The 17,972-nt window shown below is 71.5% G+C and carries 15 protein-coding genes; 4 read left to right on the forward strand and 11 right to left on the reverse strand.

Going from position 1 to position 17,972, the window contains the following annotated elements:
- Positions 1–89: 89 nt before the first annotated feature.
- From dxs to QSJ40_RS07935, 4 genes are all read right to left on the reverse strand, one after another.
- Positions 90–2,159 (reverse strand): 1-deoxy-D-xylulose-5-phosphate synthase, encoded by a 2,070-nt coding sequence (dxs, locus tag QSJ40_RS07920; protein ID WP_285729998.1) that lies wholly within the window; start codon positions 2,157–2,159, stop codon positions 90–92.
- Between the two features lie 180 nt (positions 2,160–2,339).
- A complete protein-coding gene (gene acnA, locus QSJ40_RS07925) occupies positions 2,340–5,021 on the reverse strand; it encodes an aconitate hydratase AcnA (RefSeq protein WP_251715241.1) in 2,682 nt (893 codons plus the stop codon).
- A gap of 184 nt (positions 5,022–5,205) precedes the next feature.
- Complete coding sequence (locus QSJ40_RS07930) at positions 5,206–6,675, reverse strand: class I SAM-dependent RNA methyltransferase (RefSeq protein WP_058872221.1); 1,470 nt, start codon at positions 6,673–6,675, stop codon at positions 5,206–5,208.
- Positions 6,672–8,837 (reverse strand): APC family permease, encoded by a 2,166-nt coding sequence (locus QSJ40_RS07935; RefSeq protein ID WP_235586834.1) that lies wholly within the window; start codon positions 8,835–8,837, stop codon positions 6,672–6,674. Before QSJ40_RS07935 ends, QSJ40_RS07930 begins: the two co-directional genes overlap by 4 nt.
- A 58-nt stretch (positions 8,838–8,895) precedes the next feature.
- Between QSJ40_RS07935 and QSJ40_RS07940 the strand changes: the two genes are divergently transcribed.
- Both QSJ40_RS07940 and QSJ40_RS07945 read left to right on the forward strand, forming a co-directional pair.
- On the forward strand, positions 8,896–9,624 hold the full coding sequence (locus QSJ40_RS07940) for a potassium channel family protein (protein ID WP_024290333.1): 729 nt from the start codon (positions 8,896–8,898) through the stop codon (positions 9,622–9,624).
- Positions 9,621–10,370: a potassium channel family protein gene (locus QSJ40_RS07945; protein ID WP_058872219.1), complete on the forward strand. Its 750-nt coding sequence runs from the start codon at positions 9,621–9,623 to the stop codon at positions 10,368–10,370. The genes QSJ40_RS07940 and QSJ40_RS07945 overlap by 4 nt, the downstream gene beginning before the upstream one ends.
- A 21-nt stretch (positions 10,371–10,391) precedes the next feature.
- Here QSJ40_RS07945 and QSJ40_RS07950 read toward each other — a convergent pair whose 3' ends face one another.
- From QSJ40_RS07950 to dut, 4 genes are all read right to left on the reverse strand, one after another.
- Positions 10,392–11,204, reverse strand: coding sequence for a DUF3159 domain-containing protein (locus QSJ40_RS07950; RefSeq protein WP_058872218.1), 813 nt, complete (start codon positions 11,202–11,204; stop codon positions 10,392–10,394).
- Positions 11,201–11,674, reverse strand: coding sequence for a hypothetical protein (locus tag QSJ40_RS07955; RefSeq protein WP_006214891.1), 474 nt, complete (start codon positions 11,672–11,674; stop codon positions 11,201–11,203). Before QSJ40_RS07955 ends, QSJ40_RS07950 begins: the two co-directional genes overlap by 4 nt.
- Positions 11,671–12,435: a DUF3710 domain-containing protein gene (locus QSJ40_RS07960; protein ID WP_024290331.1), complete on the reverse strand. Its 765-nt coding sequence runs from the start codon at positions 12,433–12,435 to the stop codon at positions 11,671–11,673. The genes QSJ40_RS07955 and QSJ40_RS07960 overlap by 4 nt, the downstream gene beginning before the upstream one ends.
- A 100-nt stretch (positions 12,436–12,535) precedes the next feature.
- Positions 12,536–12,964: a dUTP diphosphatase gene (gene dut / locus QSJ40_RS07965; RefSeq protein ID WP_036307953.1), complete on the reverse strand. Its 429-nt coding sequence runs from the start codon at positions 12,962–12,964 to the stop codon at positions 12,536–12,538.
- A 148-nt stretch (positions 12,965–13,112) separates the two neighbouring features.
- On the opposite strand from dut, the gene QSJ40_RS07970 reads away from it, so the two are divergent.
- Entirely contained in the window at positions 13,113–13,559 is a 447-nt protein-coding gene (locus QSJ40_RS07970) for a DUF3093 domain-containing protein (RefSeq protein ID WP_006214888.1), read from the forward strand.
- 127 nt (positions 13,560–13,686) lie between these two features.
- Here the strand turns inward: QSJ40_RS07970 and QSJ40_RS07975 are convergent, their stop codons facing one another.
- Positions 13,687–13,989 carry a DUF4193 domain-containing protein gene (locus QSJ40_RS07975; protein ID WP_006214887.1) on the reverse strand — a complete coding sequence of 101 codons (303 nt, stop codon included), beginning with the start codon at positions 13,987–13,989 and terminating at the stop codon, positions 13,687–13,689.
- A gap of 389 nt (positions 13,990–14,378) precedes the next feature.
- On the opposite strand from QSJ40_RS07975, the gene sepH reads away from it, so the two are divergent.
- Positions 14,379–15,995 carry a septation protein SepH gene (gene sepH, locus QSJ40_RS07980; RefSeq protein WP_285730013.1) on the forward strand — a complete coding sequence of 539 codons (1,617 nt, stop codon included), beginning with the start codon at positions 14,379–14,381 and terminating at the stop codon, positions 15,993–15,995.
- Between the two features lie 83 nt (positions 15,996–16,078).
- On the opposite strand, the gene QSJ40_RS07985 is transcribed toward sepH, so the two are convergent.
- Positions 16,079–17,308 (reverse strand): alkaline phosphatase family protein, encoded by a 1,230-nt coding sequence (locus tag QSJ40_RS07985; protein ID WP_206390643.1) that lies wholly within the window; start codon positions 17,306–17,308, stop codon positions 16,079–16,081.
- A complete protein-coding gene (locus QSJ40_RS07990; RefSeq protein WP_204781852.1) occupies positions 17,305–17,895 on the reverse strand; it encodes a DUF5998 family protein in 591 nt (196 codons plus the stop codon). Before QSJ40_RS07990 ends, QSJ40_RS07985 begins: the two co-directional genes overlap by 4 nt.
- Positions 17,896–17,972 lie beyond the last annotated feature (77 nt).

A 17,972-nucleotide genomic window follows, 5' to 3' on the forward strand; every position in this document is an offset into this window, starting at 1 on the left:
TCAGCCTACTGAGGAGGCACGGGCCGGACAACGAAGCCCTCGGCGCGGCGGCCCCGCGATCTGCCGCCATTGCGCGCCGAGCGTCAGTCTCAGGCCCCGGTGCGGTCCTCGAAGCGCAGAGCGGACGCGTCCTCGCCGACCGGGCGGGCATAGGGCACCCGCGTCCCGAGCACCGAGTCCACGGTGTCGCGGGTGATCTGCTGGGCGGTCAGGCCCACCCGCTCGAGCACCTGCGACCGGGAGCCGTGAGTGAGGAACTCGGTGGGCAGCCCGACCTCGTTCAGCGCAGTGTCCACGCCGGCCCGGCGGACGGACTGGCGGATGAGGCTGCCGATGCCGCCGGAGCGCACGCCGTCCTCGACCACCACCACGAAGCGGTGCTGAGCGGCCAGCTCTGACAGCGAGGCCGGCACGGGCAGGACCCAGCGCGGATCCACGACGGTGGCCGAGATCCCGTGATCGCCCAGACGCCGAGCCACTTCCAGGCACAGCGGTGCCATGGCGCCCACGGCGACCAGCAGGACGTCGGTGTCCTGATCGCTTCCCGCACGGCGCTCCGCACGCTTCTCGTCAGCAGAGCCCTGGCCGGCTGCCATCTCCTCCTCGGCCTCCCGCTCCACCGCTCCGGTGGTGCGCAGGAGGATCTCCACGCCGTCGTCGAGCCGCTCCAGAGCGGGGATCGGCTCGGAGACGGATCCCTTGGGGTAGCGCAGCACGGTGGGGGCGTCGCTGACGTCCAGGGCCTCGCGGAACTCCTCGCGCATGCTGGGCTCGTCCCGCGGTGCCGCCAGGTGCAGCCCGGGCACGATCTGCAGCAGCGCCAGGTCCCACATGCCGTGATGGCTGGGCCCGTCCGGACCGGTGATCCCGGCGCGGTCGAGGACCAGGGTGACCCCCGCCTTGTGCAGGGCCACGTCCATCAGCAGCTGATCGAAGCCGCGGTTGAGGAACGTGGCGTACAGCGCGACCACCGGGTGCAGCCCTCCGTAGGCCATGCCGGCGGCCATGGTCAGAGCGTGCTGCTCGGCGATCCCGACGTCGAAGACCCGCTCCGGGTGCTTGTCCTGCATGAGGTTCAGACCCACCGGGATGGTCATGGCTCCGGTGATGCCCACGATGTCGTCGCGCTCATCCGCGGCCTCGGCCATGGCCTCGGCGAACACCGAGGTCCAGGACCGGCCCGAGCTGGCGCTGGTCGGCTGGCCGGTCTCCGGGTCGATCGTGCCCACGGCGTGGAACATGTCGTCGACGTCGGCGATCGCCGGGGCGTAGCCGTGGCCCTTCTGGGTGATCGTGTGCACGAGCACCGGTCCGCCGAAGTCGCGGGCTCGTCGCAGAGCGTGCTCCAGGGCGTCCTGGTCGTGGCCGTCGATCGGGCCCACGTACTTCATGCCCAGATCGGCGAACAGGCCGTTGTGGACCACCACGTCCTTGAGCCCGGCCTTCATGCCGTGCAGCCCGCGGTAGGTCGCCTGGCCCACCGGCCCGGAGTGCTGCAGCGACTCCTTGACCTGGGTGAGCACGCGCTCGTAGCGCCGGTCCGTGCGCACGGTGTCCACCGACTGCTGGACCTCGGCCTTGAGCTCCTGCAGCTGACGCGCCAGCCCGCCGACCGTGGGGGCGTAGGAGCGCCCGTTGTCGTTGACGACGATCACCACGCGGCGATCGGGATCCGAGGCGATGTTGTTCGCGGCCTCCCAGGTCATGCCGCCGGTCATGGCGCCGTCGCCGACCACCACCACGGTGGTGCGATCGTTCTGGCCGGTGAGCGCGAAGGCACGGGAGATGCCGTCCGCCCAGGACAGCGACGACGAGGCGTGCGAGGACTCCACGACGTCGTGCTCGGACTCGCCGCGGTCCGGGTAGCCGGCCAGACCGCCCTGCTGGCGCAGGGTCGAGAAGTCCTGGCGGCCGGTCAGCAGCTTGTGCACGTACGACTGGTGCCCGGTGTCGTAGACGATCGGGTCCCGGGGCGAGTCGAAGACGCGGTGCAGAGCCAGCGTGAGCTCGACGACGCCCAGGTTCGGGCCCAGATGGCCGCCTGTGGCCGAGACGTTGGTGACCAGGAACCTGCGGATCTCCTCCGCCAGCTCCCCCAGCTGCTCGGGCGCCAGGCCCTTGAGGTCCTCCGGGCCGCGGATGCCCTCCAAGATCGACATGGTTCTCCTTGCAGCGCAGCCTCGTCGACGAGGCCGCGCACAGCGAATCTGCGTATCAGCCGATGCTACCGCCGGCATCCGACGCACCAGGCCGGGACCTGCCGCGAGGGCGTTCGCACGCACGAGCGCCCCGCCGGGCCGGAGCCTGACGGGGCGCTCCCGCGCGGAGGGATCCTCAGATCACTTGCTGGCCATCTGGCGCAGCACGTACTGCAGGATGCCGCCGTTGCGGTAGTAGTCCGCCTCACCGGGGGTGTCGATGCGCACGTCGGCGTCGAACTCGACGGTGGAGCCGTCCTCCTTGGCCGCGGTGACCTTCACGGTCTTGGGGGTGCGGCCGTCGTTGAGCTCGGTGACACCCGAGATCGAGAAGGTCTCGGTGCCGTCCAGGCCCAGCGAGTCGGCCGACTCGCCCTGCGGGAACTGCAGCGGCAGCACGCCCATGCCGATCAGGTTGGAGCGGTGGATGCGCTCGTAGGACTCGGTGATGACCGCGCGGACGCCCAGCAGGCTGGTGCCCTTGGCCGCCCAGTCGCGGGAGGATCCGGAGCCGTACTCCTTGCCGCCCAGCACGACCAGCGGGACGCCGGCCTCCTGGTAGTTCATCGCGGCATCGTAGACGGCGGCCTGCGGGCCGCCCTCCTGGGTGAAGTCGCGGGTGAAGCCGCCCTCCACGCCGTCCAGGAGCTGGTTCTTGATGCGGATGTTGGCGAAGGTGCCGCGGATCATGACCTCGTGGTTGCCGCGGCGCGAGCCGTAGGAGTTGAAGTCCTTGCGCTCGACCCCGTTCTCGATGAGGTACTTGCCCGCGGGCGTGTCCGACTTGAAGGAGCCGGCCGGGGAGATGTGGTCGGTCGTGACCGAATCGCCCAGCTTGAGCAGCACGCGCGCGCCCTCGATGTCGGTGACCGGGGAGATCTCCATGGTCATGCCCTCGAAGTACGGAGGCTTGCGCACGTAGGTGGACTCCGCGTCCCACTCGAAGGTCTTGCCGGTCGGGGTCTCCAGGGACTGCCAGCGCTCGTCGCCGTCGAAGATCGTGCCGTACGAGTCGGTGAACATCTCCGTCTCGATGGAGTCGTCGATGATCTGCTGGACCTCGGTCGGATCCGGCCAGATGTCCTTGAGGTAGACGTCGTTGCCCTCGGAGTCCTGGCCCAGCGGCTCGTTCTGGAAGTCGAAGTCCATGGTCCCGGCCAGGGCGTAGGCGACCACCAGCGGCGGGGAGGCCAGGTAGTTCATCTTGACGTCCGGGTTGATGCGGCCCTCGAAGTTGCGGTTGCCCGACAGCACCGAGGTCACGGCCAGGTCGTTGTCCTGGACCGCCTGCGAGATCTCGGACTCGAGCGGACCCGAGTTGCCGATGCAGGTGGTGCAGCCGTAGCCGACGATGTAGAAGCCCAGGGCCTCCAGCGACGGGATCAGGCCGGACTTCTCGTAGTAGTCGGTGACGACCTTGGAGCCCGGGGCGATCGAGGTCTTGACCCAGGGCTTGGAGGCCAGGCCCTTGTCGACGGCGTTGCGGGCCAGCACGGCCGCGGCCATCATCACGGACGGGTTCGAGGTGTTCGTGCAGGAGGTGATCGAGGCGATCGAGACCGCTCCGTTCTCCAGCTCGAACTCGCGGCCGTCCTCCATGGAGACGCCGGCCGACTCGGGGGTCTTGTCCGAGACGTAGTTCTTCACGTCGCGCTCGAAGGTGCCCTTGGCCTTGTCCAGCTCGATGCGGTCCTGCGGGCGCTTGGGCCCGGAGATCGACGGCACGACGGTGGACAGGTCCAGCTCGAGGTACTCGGAGAAGCGGGTCTCCTCCTGCGGGTCGTGCCACAGGCCCTGCTCCTTGGCGTAGGCCTCGACCAGGTCGATCTGCTCCTGGGGGCGGCCGGTCAGGCGCAGGTAGTCCATGGTGACGTCGTCGATCGGGAAGATCGCGGCGGTCGAGCCGAACTCCGGGGACATGTTGCCGATGGTGGCGCGGTTGGCCAGCGGCACGGCCGCCACGCCCTCGCCGTAGAACTCGACGAACTTGCCGACGACGCCGTGCTTGCGCAGCATCTCGGTGATCGTGAGCACGACGTCCGTGGCGGTGGCGCCGGCGGGGATCTCGCCGGTGAGCTTGAAGCCCACCACGCGCGGGATCAGCATGGAGATCGGCTGGCCGAGCATGGCGGCCTCGGCCTCGATGCCGCCGACGCCCCAGCCCAGGACGCCGATGCCGTTCTCCATGGTGGTGTGGGAGTCGGTGCCCACGCAGGTGTCCGGGTAGGCGCGATTCACGCCGTCGACCTCGCGGGTCATCACGACGCGGGCCAGGTTCTCGATGTTGACCTGGTGCACGATGCCCATGCCCGGGGGCACGACCTTGAAGTCGTCGAACGCGGTCTGGCCCCAGCGCAGGAACTGGTAGCGCTCGCCGTTGCGCTGATACTCGATGTCCATGTTGCGCTCGATCGCATCGGCGTTGCCGAAGGAGTCGATCTGCACGGAGTGGTCGATGACCAGCTCGGCGGGCGAGAGCGGGTTGACACGGGCGGCGTCGCCGCCGAGGTCCTCGATGGCCTCGCGCATGGTCGCCAGGTCCACGATGCAGGGGACGCCGGTGAAGTCCTGCATGATCACGCGGCCGGGCGTGAACTGGATCTCGGTGTTCGGCTGCGCCTCCGGATCCCACTCGGCCAGGGCCTTGATGTGCTCCTGCGTGACGTTGGCACCGTCCTCGGTGCGCAGCAGGTTCTCCAGCAGGATCTTGAGGCTGTAGGGAAGGTTCTCGGCCCCCTTCAGCGCCTTGAGGCGGTAAATCTCGTACTGGGTGCCATTGACGTCAAGGACGTCCTTGGCCCCGAAGCTGTCCACGGTGCTCATGTGCCCGGAACTCCTCTCGCCGCGGTGGTGGATCGCCGAGCGCGGAACGCTGTCGGAGCCTCGGTCGAGGGCCGGACAGCTGCAGCGCGGGTTCGGCGGACTCCTGCCAATATATCCCCATCCGGACACGGATTTCTCGCCGAACCTCCCGTTCGGGCTCGATCTATGGTAAGTAAGGCGACCCTCAGCTGCGCTCGAGGACGGTCACGGTCTCGAGGTGATGCGTGTTCGGATACAGGTCCAGGCCGCGCAGGCTGCGCACCTGCCAGCCGCGGTGGCGGAACCGAGCCAGATCGCGCGCGGCAGTGGCCGGATCGCAGGACACGCTCACGATCCGGCGCGGCTCGAGGGCTGCGATCGCATCCACCACGACCTTGCCGGCACCGGCGCGCGGCGGATCCAGCACGACGACGTCCGGTCGCCGCGAAGGCACCGACGACGCTGCGCCGCGCCGGCCCCGCGACGGACGGCCGCCGCGTCGCCTCCGCTGCGGGATCCGCACCAGCTCCGGCCAGCGGCGGGCCAGGACGTCCTCGACGGAGCCGGTGACCGCCTCGACCTGTGGGTACTCGCCGAAGCGGCGGGCCGCATCCGTGGAGGTCAGCGGGGAGCCCTCGACGGCGAGCACCGAGCCGGCCTCCCCCACGGCCTCGGCCAGGGCAGCCGTCAGCAGCCCCGCGCCCGAGTAGAGATCGAGGGCGTCCTCGCCCGCGCTCAGCCCGGATTCCTGCTCGACGAGCCCCAGCAGATGCTGGGGCGCACTGCGGTGGACCTGCCAGAATCCGCCGGCGGAGACCTCCCAGGTGCGCTGCCCGATCCGTTCGATGGTGCGTCCGGTCCCGCTGAGCACCAGGGGCTCGCGGCGCGGGGAGCCGGCGGAGGTGTCGGCGCTGAGCACGAGTCCGATCTCCCCCTCCCCGCCGGCCCGGGCGTGGGCGACCTGCAGAGCCGGCAGCGCGTGCTCGCGCAGACGCCGGACGAGGTCCTCGTCGAACGGGTGCGCGGCGGTGACGACCACCGTGGGGGCGTCTGCAGAAGGACCCGCCAGATCGAGCCGTGTCGCCCCGGACCAGTCGATCTCGCCGATCCGCAGGGCGCTCAGCGCGGGAGTCATCAGGGGGAAGTCCTGGACTGGCACGAGCTCGTCGCTGCGGTGGGGATGCATGGCGGCCCGGCCGTGCTCATCGACCGCGAAATGGGCGCGCGTGCGCCAGCCCAGTCCGTCGTCCGTCTCCCCCGGCAGGGCTTCGACCCTCGGGTCCAGCGCCTCGAGCTGCTCTGGCTCGAAGCCCCCGATCCCGCCGAGCAGCTCCCGCAGGACCTCGGTCTTCAGCCGTCGCTGCAGCTCGAGCTCCAGGTGCCCGAGCTCGGCCCCGCCGACGGGAGCGCGCCCGGAGGCCCAGCTCAGCATCGAATCTGCCGGCTCCCAGGGATGCCGCGCCCGGCGCCCCTGCACCGGGGAGAGCACCTCGACCACATCGCCGCGCCAGAACCGCGCCTCGTCCTGGGCCTCGCTCAGCCGCACGCGCACCCGCTCGCCGGGGGCCCCGTGACGCACGAACACCACGCGTCCCTCCTGGGTGCGCGCCACGGTGTGCCCGCCGTGGGCCAGCGGTCCCAGCTCGAGCTCGAGGTGCTGAGGGCTGTCGGTCATGCGTCGTCTCCATCGGTCGGTGCGGTGCGGGAGCTGGCACCCGGGGTCTCGCGGTCGGCTGGGCGGCGGCGCCGTCGTCGTGGGGTGCGGGAGCGGGCGGCCAGGGCCTCACGGTCGGCCCGGCGCCGGCGTCGGCGGCGGGCGGCGCGCCGGGTGACTTGGGCGGGGGCCTCTGATGACTGCTCGTGCGGGGCGTCCTCGTCGGAGGAGACCTGCGCGCCCAGGGTGTTCAGGTGCCAGGGCACGGAGGCGATCATGACGCCCCGCTCGTGGCGCAGGCGGCTGCGCAGCGCTCCTGTGGCCTGGTTGTGCAGGAAGCGCTCCCAGGAGGTGGAGACCACGTACTCCGGCAGATAGACCACCACCAGATCGCGCGGCGAGCGCCTGCGGACCCGGCGCAGGTGGTCGATGACCGGCTGGGTCGAGCTGCGGTAGGGCGCATCCAGCACCCGCAGCGGCACGGGGATCTCCAGGCGCTGCCACTGCTCCAGGATCCGGGCGGTGCGCGCGGCGGAGACATCCACCACGAGCGCCTCGAGCGTGGAGGGCCGCGAGGCCCGGGCATAGGCCAGGGCGCGCATGTCCGGCTTGCGCACCGACGGCACGATCAGCATGGCGTGCACCCGCGAGGGCAGCGCCAGCACGGGTGAGTCGGGAGCCAGCTGGAGGGCGTCGTCGACGGCGTCGTAGTGCCGTCGGATGCCGCTCATGAACAGCGACAGCGCCACGATGCACACCACGGTGATCCAGGCGCCCTGGGTGAACCGCGTGGTCATGACCACCACCAGCACGGCGGCCGAGATCACCGCGGCCAGCACGGCCAGCCCCAGCGAGGCCACGATCCGGCGCCGCCCGGAGACCGTGGGCTCGGCGCGCCGGTGGCGCCGCCAGTGCCGGACCATGCCGAACTGGGTGAGCGTGAAGGACACGAACACGCCCACCACGTAGAGCTGCACGAGGGCGTTGACGTTGGCGCCGAATACGGCGGTCAGCACCGCCGCCACCACCAGCAGCACCACGATGCCGTTCGTGAACGCGAAGCGATCGCCGCGAGCGGCGAACTGCCGCGGGAGGCTCGAATCCCGTGCCAGCCGCGAGGCCAGCGCCGGGAAGCCCGTGAAGGCGGTCGAGGCGGCCAGCACGAGCACGAGCACGGTTGCCAGGATCACGACGTAGTACAGCGGCGTGTCCAGGCCGAAGATCGCCCGGGCGAGCTGCCCGAGCACGGGGTTCTGATAGAAGTCCGCCTCCGGGGCGTGGCCGTCCATGCGCAGCTGGCGCTCGGGATCCAGCACGAGCTGGACCCCCGTGGCGCGTGCGAGGTACACGGTGCCCAGCAGCAGCACGACGGAGAGCACGCCCATGACGGTCAGGATGATCCGGGCGTTGGCGGCCCGCGGGCGGCGCAGGAACGGCACGGAGCCAGCCACCGACTCCACGCCGGTCACCGCGACAGCACCCGAGGAGAACGCCCGCAGCACCAGGATCGCCAGGGCCATGCCCGTCCAGCCGCCGTCGGGGACCTCCACCGGCAGGACCTCCCAGTCCGCGGAGGCCGCGCGGTCCAGGGTGCCGGTGGCCGACTGGTACAGGCCGGTGCCGATCATGGCGAGCAGCACGGCCACGAACAGGTACGTGGGCACGGCTGCGGCGCGGCCCATGAACCGCAGCCCGCGCAGGTTCAGGAGCCCGGCGATCAGGATCCCGGCCAGCGCGATCTCGAGCCGGAAATCGATCAGCCCCGGGAACGCAGCGGCCAGGTACTGCGCCGCGGCGGACATGGACACCGCGACCACGAGGGTGAAGTCGATCATCAGCGACGCGCCGACCACCACGCCGGCGCGATCGCCCAGGTTGGAGGTCGCGATCTCGTAGTCGCCCTGTCCGGACGGGTACGCGCGAAGGTTCTGCCGGTAGGCCAGCACGATGATCACGGTCACGACGACGACGGCCAGGCCGACCCACGGCGAGAGCAGCACGGCGGAGGCCCCGGCCAGGGCCAGCGTCAGCACGATCTCGTCCGGGGCGTAGGCCACCGAGGACAGGGAGTCCGCCGAGAACACCGGAAGCCCCGCGCGCTTGGACAGGGCCGTGTCCTCGTAGCGCTCGTTGTGGTAGGGCCTGCCCACCAGAGCGGTCCGCAGCGCGCGCAGTTTCGTCACGGGGACAGGTTAGTGGCTCGGCAGGCCCGGCCCGCCCGCGTGACCTACCCTTGGCCCCATGCCGCATTTCGTGATCATGGGCGCCGGACGCGTCGGTGCGATGACAGCCCGGGCCCTCGAGGACTCCGGGCACACCGTCGCCCTGATCGACCAGGACGAGCAGGCGTTCCGCAAGCTGCACGGCTCCTTCGGCGGCGAGTCCATCACCGGTCACGGCTTCGATCGCGACGTCCTGCGCCGGGCCGGGATCGAGCGCGCCTACGCCTTCGCGGCGGTGTCCTCGGAGGACAACTCGAACATCCTGGCCGCCCGCGTGGCCCGCGAGACCTTCGACGTGGCCCACGTGGTCGCCCGCATCTACGACCCCGCCCGCGCCGAGTTCTATCAGCGCCTGGGCGTGCCCACGGTGGCTGCCGTGCGCTGGACCGCCGATCAGGTGCTGCGCCGGCTGCTTCCCGAGCAGTCGATCTCCGGGGACTTCCAGGAGGCCTCGGGCCGCCTGCAGCTCGGCGAGCTGACCCTGCACGAGGGCTGGGCCGGGCTGCGGCTGTCGGCCATCGAGAAGGCCGTAGACGTCCGCGTCGCGTTCATCACCCGCTTCGGCGAGGGCGTTCTGCCCGGCGCCCGCACTACCTATCAGAAGGGCGATCTGGTCCACGCGATGATGCGAGTCGATGAGATCGACGACATCGTGCGCGTCCTGGCCGCGGAGCCCTCCCCCGAGATCCGCGATGCCGGCCAGGAGGGCCTGCTCGGACCCGTCGATTCAGCGGAGGCACGACGATGAAGGTCGCCGTCATCGGAGCAGGGGCCGTGGGCTCCTCGATCGCCCGCGAGCTGGCGCGCAGCGGTCACGAGGTCCTGATCATCGACGAGAAGCCGGAGGCCGTGGGCCGGGTCGATGCTCCCGGCGCCAGCTGGAGCGTGGGCGATGCCTGCGACCTGCGCGTGCTGGCCGATGCCGGGCTGGACGAGACCGAGGTCGTGGTGGCCGCCACCGGCGACGACCGCGTGAACCTGGTGGTCTCGCTGATGGCGCGCTCGGAGTTCGGCGTGCCCCGCACCGTCGGGCGCGTGAACAACCCCCGCAACGAGTGGCTCTTCGACGACTCCTGGGGCGTCGACGTGGCCGTGTCCACGCCGCGGCTGATGACCGCGCTCGTGGAGGAGGCCGTGGAGATCGGCGACGTGGTGAGCGTGCTGACCATGCAGCAGGCCTCGGCCTCGTTCAGCGCCTTCACGGTGCCTTCGGATCACCCCTCGATCGGCTCCCGCGTGGGCACCGTCCCGTGGCCGGCCCAGGCCGTGCCCGTGGCCATCCTGCGCGACGGCCAGCCGCTGGCCCCCAGCCGCGACGACGTCATCGAAGCCGACGACGAGCTGTTCTTCCTGGTCTCCGGGACCGGTGAGGACGAGCTGAGGCAGCTGCTGGGCTCGGCGACGCACTCCCGCGCTCAGCAGCTGCCCTGGGCCCCCGAGGACCCGTTCGAGGAGGAGATCCCTGGCGAGCCCTCCGGCCCCGCGCTCCAGTGACGCGGGCCGCGCCCGCCGTCCTCAGCGGGTGATGTCGGGATCCTTCGGCTCGCGGGGCTCGGAATCGGAGCGCTGCAGCGCGTCCTCCGGAACATCGGGAACCACTGCCGCCGGGCGCGAGATCAGCCACGCGATCCACAGCACCGCCGCGTACAGCGGCACGCCCATGGCCAGCCGGGCGATGCCCAGCCCGGTCACGTGATCGGTCAAGTACAGCGGCACCTGCACGATGAGGCGGGCGGCGAACATGGCCACGAGCAGGCCGGTGGCGAGCCGGTAGCCGCGCATCCGGTGCGGGTCCTGGCGCCAGTCCATCCCCTCGCCGCGCACGAAGCCGAAGAGCACGCCCAGCAGCGGCCACCCCACGACGATCGACAGGGCCAGGCCGAGGAAGTACGCCAGGTTGATCCACAGTCCGGTCACGTAGTAGTCGATCGCATCGCCGCTGCGCCAGGCGAAGAAGGCGCAGACCAGCACCCCGATCAGACCGGCCAGCGCCTGGATGAGCGTCTGGCGCTGCACCAGGCGGGCGATCGTGAACAGCGCGGCAGCGCCCAGCGCGCAGATCAGCGCGGCGGCCAGCGACTGGCTGAAGATGTAGACGCCCAGGAAGACGGCACCGGGCACGATCGCCTCGGCGAACCCGCGCCAACCGCCCACGGCGTGCAGGACGTCGAGCTGACCCGTCTCGCCGCGGCGTACGCGGGATCTCTGGGCGTAGGCCGTCATGGACTGCGCCAGCGTGGGGCGCTGCTCGGGCGTCGGGTCCTGATCGCGGGCCTGCTCCGGTTCGTGCTGCGGGTCCTGCTCGGGACCCGGGGCCGGCGTGGTCATGACGAGGTCCTCCGGGCGATGATCTCGAAGCGCGGGTTGAAGATGGTGGGCTGGTCCCCGGCGCTGCACAGCAGCCCGGAGCACGACAGCTCCGTTCCGGCGCGCACGCCGGGCACGGAGCGCTGGCCCTGCCAGACCAGGCGCAGCAGGGTGGGCCGGCCCTCCGGGTCGCTGCGGTCCTGGACCAGCAGCAGGGCCTCGCTGGCGGGACGCTCGGTGGCCGCTGCCACGCGGATCTCGGCGACCCGCCCCGTGGCGCGCACGCGTCGGCGCGCGCCGCCGCGCGAGGCGCGGTCCTCGCCGCACGCCGCCCGAGCCTCGGCCAGCGAGGCCGCAGGCTCCTCCAGCGCCACGATGCGCGGGTGCGAGGCCGTGACCGGTGCCGGACCGGGGTGCAGGCAGTCCTCGGCAGCGGTCTCGTGATCGCTGCCGAGCCGGGAGTCGGCGTCGCCGGTGGCTTGGGTGCTCATCGCGTCTCGGTGATCTCCGGCCCGCGCTGTGGCGGCGCCTTCGGAGCGGGACCGCCTGCGGCTGAGCCGGTGCCCTGGGACTGACCCTGGCCCGAGGCCTGCCGGCGGACGGCGCGCCGCTTGGCCACGGCCTTGGGCTCCACGCCCTCGGGGACCTGCAGCGGCAGCAGATCGCGCGGGGGCATGGGGTCCCCGCCGCGACGCACGATCACGGTGCGGATCAGCTCGTCGAACTCGGCGGAGGCCGTGGGCTCGATCGCCGCCGGACCGGAGATCACGGCGCGCAGGAACCAGCGGGGGCCGTCGATCCCGATGAAGCGCGCCGGCCGGTAGCCCTTGGTGCCGTCGCTGGTGGTCGCGGGGAAGCGGGCTCGCAGCTCGGTGCCGAACGGGCCCTCGACGGCCTGCGGGGCGCCGTCGCTGCGCTTGAGCGAGTCCACGAGGTCCTTGCGGATCTCCGCCCAGATCCCGGTCGTGCGGGGGGCGGCGAAGGCCTGCAGCTGCACGGTCGAGCCCTTGTGATCCAGGTTCACCGCCCGCGGGCGGTTGCCCTTCTCCGTGACCTCCAGGCGGATGCCGATCCCCTGCTGCTGCTGGATCAGCAGCGAGCCGAAGTCCATGCGCCCCTCGCGGTCCTCGATCTCCGAGATGTCCCACGGCCCGCGGGCGCGCACGTCGTCCTGCGCCTCGGCGCCGTCCTGCTCGACCTGCTCCTCTGCCGGAGCCGTGGGCTCGGCGTCCTTCTTCTTGCGTCCGAACACGTCGGTGCCTCCTCGATGCGTCATGCGCCGCCCGGTCGGGGCGGCGGTGCCCGGGAACGGCCCGGAGCCTGTCAGTGGCCGCGCGGGGCGCGGCGCGTACTCAGCGGGTCCCGGAGGACCCGAATCCGGTCTCGCCGCGGTCGCTGTCCTCGAGCTCGTCGACCTCGACCAGCTCGACCGTGCCGACGCGCTGCAGCAGCAGCTGGGCGATGCGGTCGCCGCGCTCGATGCGGAAGGGCGTGTGCAGATCGGTGTTCAGCAGCGTGACCATGATCTCGCCGCGGTACCCGGAGTCCACCGTGCCCGGCGCGTTGAGGACGGTGATGCCGTGCTTGGCGGCAAGTCCCGAGCGCGGATGGACCAGGCCCACCCAGCCGACGGGCACGGCGATGGCCAGCCCGGTGCCGATCAGGGCGCGGGCACCGGGATCGAGCACGGCATCGGAGCTGGCGCGCAGGTCCAGCCCCGCATCGCCGGGCTTGGCATAGCGAGGCAGCGGCAGATCGGCGTCCAGCCGGCGCACCTGCATCCGCAGCGCGGCGGAGTCGTCGTGGTCCTGGGGGCGTGAGGGGTCGGTCAGCACAGTGCCCCACTGTAGACGCCGCGCCGCCTCCAGCCACTCGGGAACGGGACCCGGTCGTCCGGCCGAGCCATCCGCTCATGGGATGATGGTGCCCATGACTGACGACGAGGTGCTCTACCGGGAGAAGCTGAACCCGGCGTGGTGGATGTGGCTGCTGTTCCTGGGCCTGGCCGGCTCCGTGGTGATCGCCCTGGCCCCCATCGCGACCTGGCTCGGGATCCTCGGCGGTGTCATCGCGCTGATCCTGGCCCCCGTCATCGTCTACTCCCGGGCCTCCTCGATCGTGGTCACCGAGGATCTCCTGCGGGTGGGCCGGGCGAGCATCGAGCGCCGATTCGTGGGTGAGGTGGAGGCCTTCACCGATCCCGACGACGTCCGCCGCGTCCGCGGTCCCGAGCTGGATGCCCGGGCCTACATGAACTTCTCGGCCTCGGCCTCGGGAATGTGCCGCATCGAGATCATCGACCCCGTGGATCCCACCCCGTACTGGCTCACCGCCACTCGCCATCCGCACGAGCTCGCCCAGGCCCTGGTCGGCTGAGGCCCTCGAGCCGACGGGCGCGCAGACGAAACAGCCCTCGACCGCCGCGGCGGTCGAGGGCTTCTTCTGTCCTGTGCGGGTCTCAGGCTTCAGCGGCCTGCGATCCGGCAGTCAGTCTTCGTCGGATTCAGCCTGCGCACTCCACGCAGATCTTCATCCCGTCCTTCTCCTCGGCGATCTGGGAGCGGTGGCGCACCAGGAAGCAGGACCCGCAGGTGAACTCGTCCTCCTGAGCCGGAAGCACCACGACGGAGAGCTCCTCGTGGGACAGATCGGCACCGGGCAGCTCGTAGCTGTCAGCGGCCGTGGCCTCATCGTCCTCGTCCGCATTGGGGTGCTGGGTCTCGTTGCGGCGAGTCTTCAGCTCCTCGATCGAGTCTTCCTTGAGCTCCTCCTCCTGCTTGCGGGGAGCGTCGTAATCAGTTGCCATATGTGATCCCTAATCCTTGCAGTGAAGACGTCGACATGAGGCGCGGCGACAGCCGGCCGCGGTCCGTGGAGGGCGGGCTCGCGGGCGCATACCTGCCTCACGTGAGGAGGATTGTTCACTATGGGCCTCGGAAAGACCAATGCGTCCGCTCACGACAGAATTGTTGCCGGTCGGTTGCCTCTGTGCGGCTTCCAGCCGGCTCCGAAGGGTCCGTGGAGTCCGGGCGCAGCGCGCCGTGCAGGCCACCGATGCGCGCAGTCTGCCCACGACCACTAGACTCTGCGCAGATGCGGACCGGGACGCGTCCGCCGGCTGGGCCGGCACCGGCTCCCCCGAGAGGCGGAGCCGACCACGGCGTCCCCCGGAGCAAGAGACCTGCGGAAGGCTGGATGAGCATGGACGAGCTGCGCCTGGAAGGCGTCCACGACGACGGCGAGCACCTGGTGCTCAGCGACTCCTCCGGACGCCGCAGCCTCCTGGCAGTGGATCAGCAGCTGCGCCAGGCGGTCCAGCGAGCACGCCGCGTCCCGGCGCGCCGCCAGCGCCAGGGCGCTGACTTCGGCCCCCGCGACATCCAGGCCCGGTTCCGTTCGGGCGCGTCCGTCGAGGAGATCGTCGAGGAGTCCGGCTGGGAGCCGGAGCGCGTGCGCCGCTACGAATGGCCGATCATCGCCGAGCGCTCGCACATGGCCCGAGAGGCCCAGAAGGTCGAGCTCGGAGCGCGCCGCACCGAGGGCTACCGCTCCGCCTTCGACAGCGCGCCGCTGAGCCTGGCCCAGACGCTGCAGTCCCGTGCCCCTCAGCTCGGGATCGCCCCCACCTCCTTCGACTGGGATGCCTGGCAGCGTCCCGATCTGCTGTGGACCGTGGCCGTGCGCTTCCGGGTGGTCGATCCCGCCAAAGCGCCGCAGGACCTCGTGGACCAGCAGTCGCTGGCGCAGTGGGTCTTCAACCCCGCCAACCTCTCCGTGAGCCCTGAGCCCGGCTGGGCCCAGCACCTCACCGGGGACGACGAGCCCGAGGCCCCGCGCGACGATGTCTTCGGCCAGCGCCGCCCGGCGGCTTCGGCAGCCGCTGTCGGCACCGCGAGCGACGACGCCGCCCGTCCGTCCGCCTCGAGCCAGACTGCCGCCCCCACGGCCTCCTCCACCGAGGACGCCCATCCGGGCACCTCCGACGGCGACGCCTCGTCAGCTCCGAGTGCCGACGAGCCCGCCCCGGCGGCGCAGGGCGGATCGCACCCGGGTGCCGATCGCCTGCACCGCGAGGACGAGGCCCGCACCACCGAGGAGCTGCTCGAGGTCCTGGAGACCCGCCGCGGCCAGCGCCTGGGGGCCGACGAGGGCTCCGACGACCAGCTCGCAGAGATCCTCGGCCGCTCCATGGGCCACGTGGACTCCCGCCCGCGCCCGATCTCCGCACCGGACGATGCTCGGCTCTTCGACCGGACGATCCAGCCGGGCCACCGTGCCCAGCCCGAGTCCTCCGCCGGCGGCGACCCCGTCGAGCCGGCCGAGTCGGCGGACCAGGACCGCAGCGCCTCCCCCGCCGAGTCCCAGGAGGACGCGCGCATCCAGCGGCCGGTCGATCAGGACCGGCCGTCGGAGCCGGTCGAGGACTCGGATCCCACGCACCACCACGAGGCCACGATCCACCACCTGGGCCGGGCGGATGCCGGTGCCCCGCAGCACCACGCCGACATCGTGGAGATCACCGACGAGGACACCGAGCCCGCAGCGCCTCGCTTGAGCACCGTGCGGTCCGAGCCTGCCGCTGACGATCACGAGGACTCCGCCTCCGCTGCCGACGATCGGCGCGACGCTTCTCGGGAGCAGCCCACCCAGGCTGCGGCCTCCCCGCAGGATCAGCCCGAGGACGAGTCGCAGGTCAGCCAGCAGGACGGCGATCGTCGTCCTCGCCCGCGCGGTCGGGTCGGCGGCGCCAAGCGCACCCGGTCGTCCGTGCCCAGCTGGGACGACATCGTCTTCGGCGCCAAGAACGACTGAGGACCCTCCCGGGATGCGCATCGGCCCCCTGTCTCCTCGAGGAGGAAGGGGGCCGAACGCCTGTCGGAAGCTCGTCTGCGGCCTCAGGCCAGGCGCAGCAGCGGGACCCTGGTCTCGGCCGGCGTCACGGCGCCGTGCTGACCGACCATCTGCAGCGTCTGCGGACCGATGCGGGAGAGGTCATGCAGCGCCAGGTCATCCTCCAGCGGCGTGATCACCAGGTCGCCGATGCGTCCCACGACCTCGGGGCGCAGGTCCTCGACGGGGCCGAACCAGCCGCCGTCGAGCAGCTCCTCCCGCGTCTGAACACGCACCCGCTCCCCCAGCTCCGAGGCCTCCCAGCGCTGACGGACCCGCTCCTGCAGCTGCTGACGCTGCTGCGCGGACTCGCAGGGCTCCAGGTGCAGCTGGAGGCAGCGGGGCTCACCGGCGCTGGTGCGGACGTCGTCGAGCAGACCGGGCACCTGGGTGAGATCCACGCGGCCCTCTCGGGGGACGTCGACCATGCCGTGATCGGCGGTGAGCACCACGGAGGTGGACCCGGGAAGGCGCGCGCACAGGCGGCGCAGGGAGCTGTCGAGCTCCTCCAGCTCGTGGATCCACTCTGAGGAGCCCCAGCCGTGGCGGTGCCCCGTCTTGTCCAGGTCGTCCCAGTAGAAGTACATGAGTGCGCGCTGACCGGCCCGCAGGTTCTCCTGGGCCGCCTTGGTACGGGCGAACACGCCGTCCGCTGCCACGAAGCGCCCGCCGCGCAGCGCCGCTCGCGTCAGAGCCGAGTCCTGGAACTTGCCGCGACTGACCGTCACGGCGTCCAGGCCCTGCGCCTCGAGGCGCTGCAGCACGGTGTCGCGCGGCTGCCACACGAGCGCATCCACCCGCGGATCCCAGCCGCCGAGCATATTCACCGTCTGCCCCAGCTGCGGGGAATAGGAGTCGTAGCCGGTGAGACCGTGCACGCCCACCGGCAGCCCGGTGCCCAGCGCCGCCAGCGACGAGGCGGTCGTGGACGGGAAGGCGGCGTCGAGCTCGCCGAGGTCCTCGGCACCGCGCAGGAACGGGGCGTACGAGCTGCGGGCCTCGAGCTGCTCCAGCCCCAGCCCGTCCACCAGCACGACCACCATGCGCTGGGAGGCCGGCAGCCCCAGCACGTCCTCGAAGCCCTCGGCCCCGATCGCTGCGGCCGCCGAGGTCATGACGTCGGCGATGCTGCGGGATCCGTAGCGAGGAGGGCGCGCGATCGCGGCCTGAGGCTCCTGCTCCGGCGGGACGGCCCAGAAGTCCGCCCCGGCTGAGTCGCCGGCGGAGCCGGTCATCGTCCGACCCGCTCCACGGCGCTGCGGCGCAGGCTGCGGGCGAACTCGCGGGCGCCCTCGACCGCCTCGACGCCGTCGGCCTCCGCGCTGATCCGCAGAGCGACGTCCTGCACGGCGCTGACTCCCGTGTAGCCGTGGTCGGCCTCGCACTGGGGGTCCTCGCAGCCGGCCGGCTGCAGATCGATGTTCCGGGTGCCGGTCCAGGCGATGTTGAGGTTGACCTCGCTGATCGGGTGGCCGGTGCGGTACTGCTGCGGCTTGTAGTACGCGTAGGTCAGCGTCACGGAGTTCACCCGGGAGGCGGCCACGGACTCGGTCGAGGCCAGGGCCAGCACCTCCTGGCCCTCCTGGTCGTACTCCTGATCATCGACGTGCGTGATGTGCAGCAGGCCCTCTGCGAGCACGAGCACTGTGATGTGGCGGTGGACCTCATCGCGGTCGAAGGTGGTCTCCAGCTGGACCAGGTGCGACTCCGGGGCCGCCCCGTCCAGGGCGTCGGCCATCACGTCGATCACGAGCTGCGGGTAGTAGCCGGCGCGCTCGATGTCCTGGCGCAGCTGCTCGCCGCGCGGTCCTGACTGCGTCATCTGCCTGGTTCCCTCCTGAAGGGACGTGTCTGCGAGTTGCGAGAAGGGCGCTGCTCGTGCTGTGGATCCTCGCCCTG

Origin of the sequence: Kocuria sp. NBRC 114282, assembly GCF_030268385.1 — a bacterium.
Lineage (GTDB): Bacteria > Actinomycetota > Actinomycetes > Actinomycetales > Micrococcaceae > Kocuria > Kocuria palustris.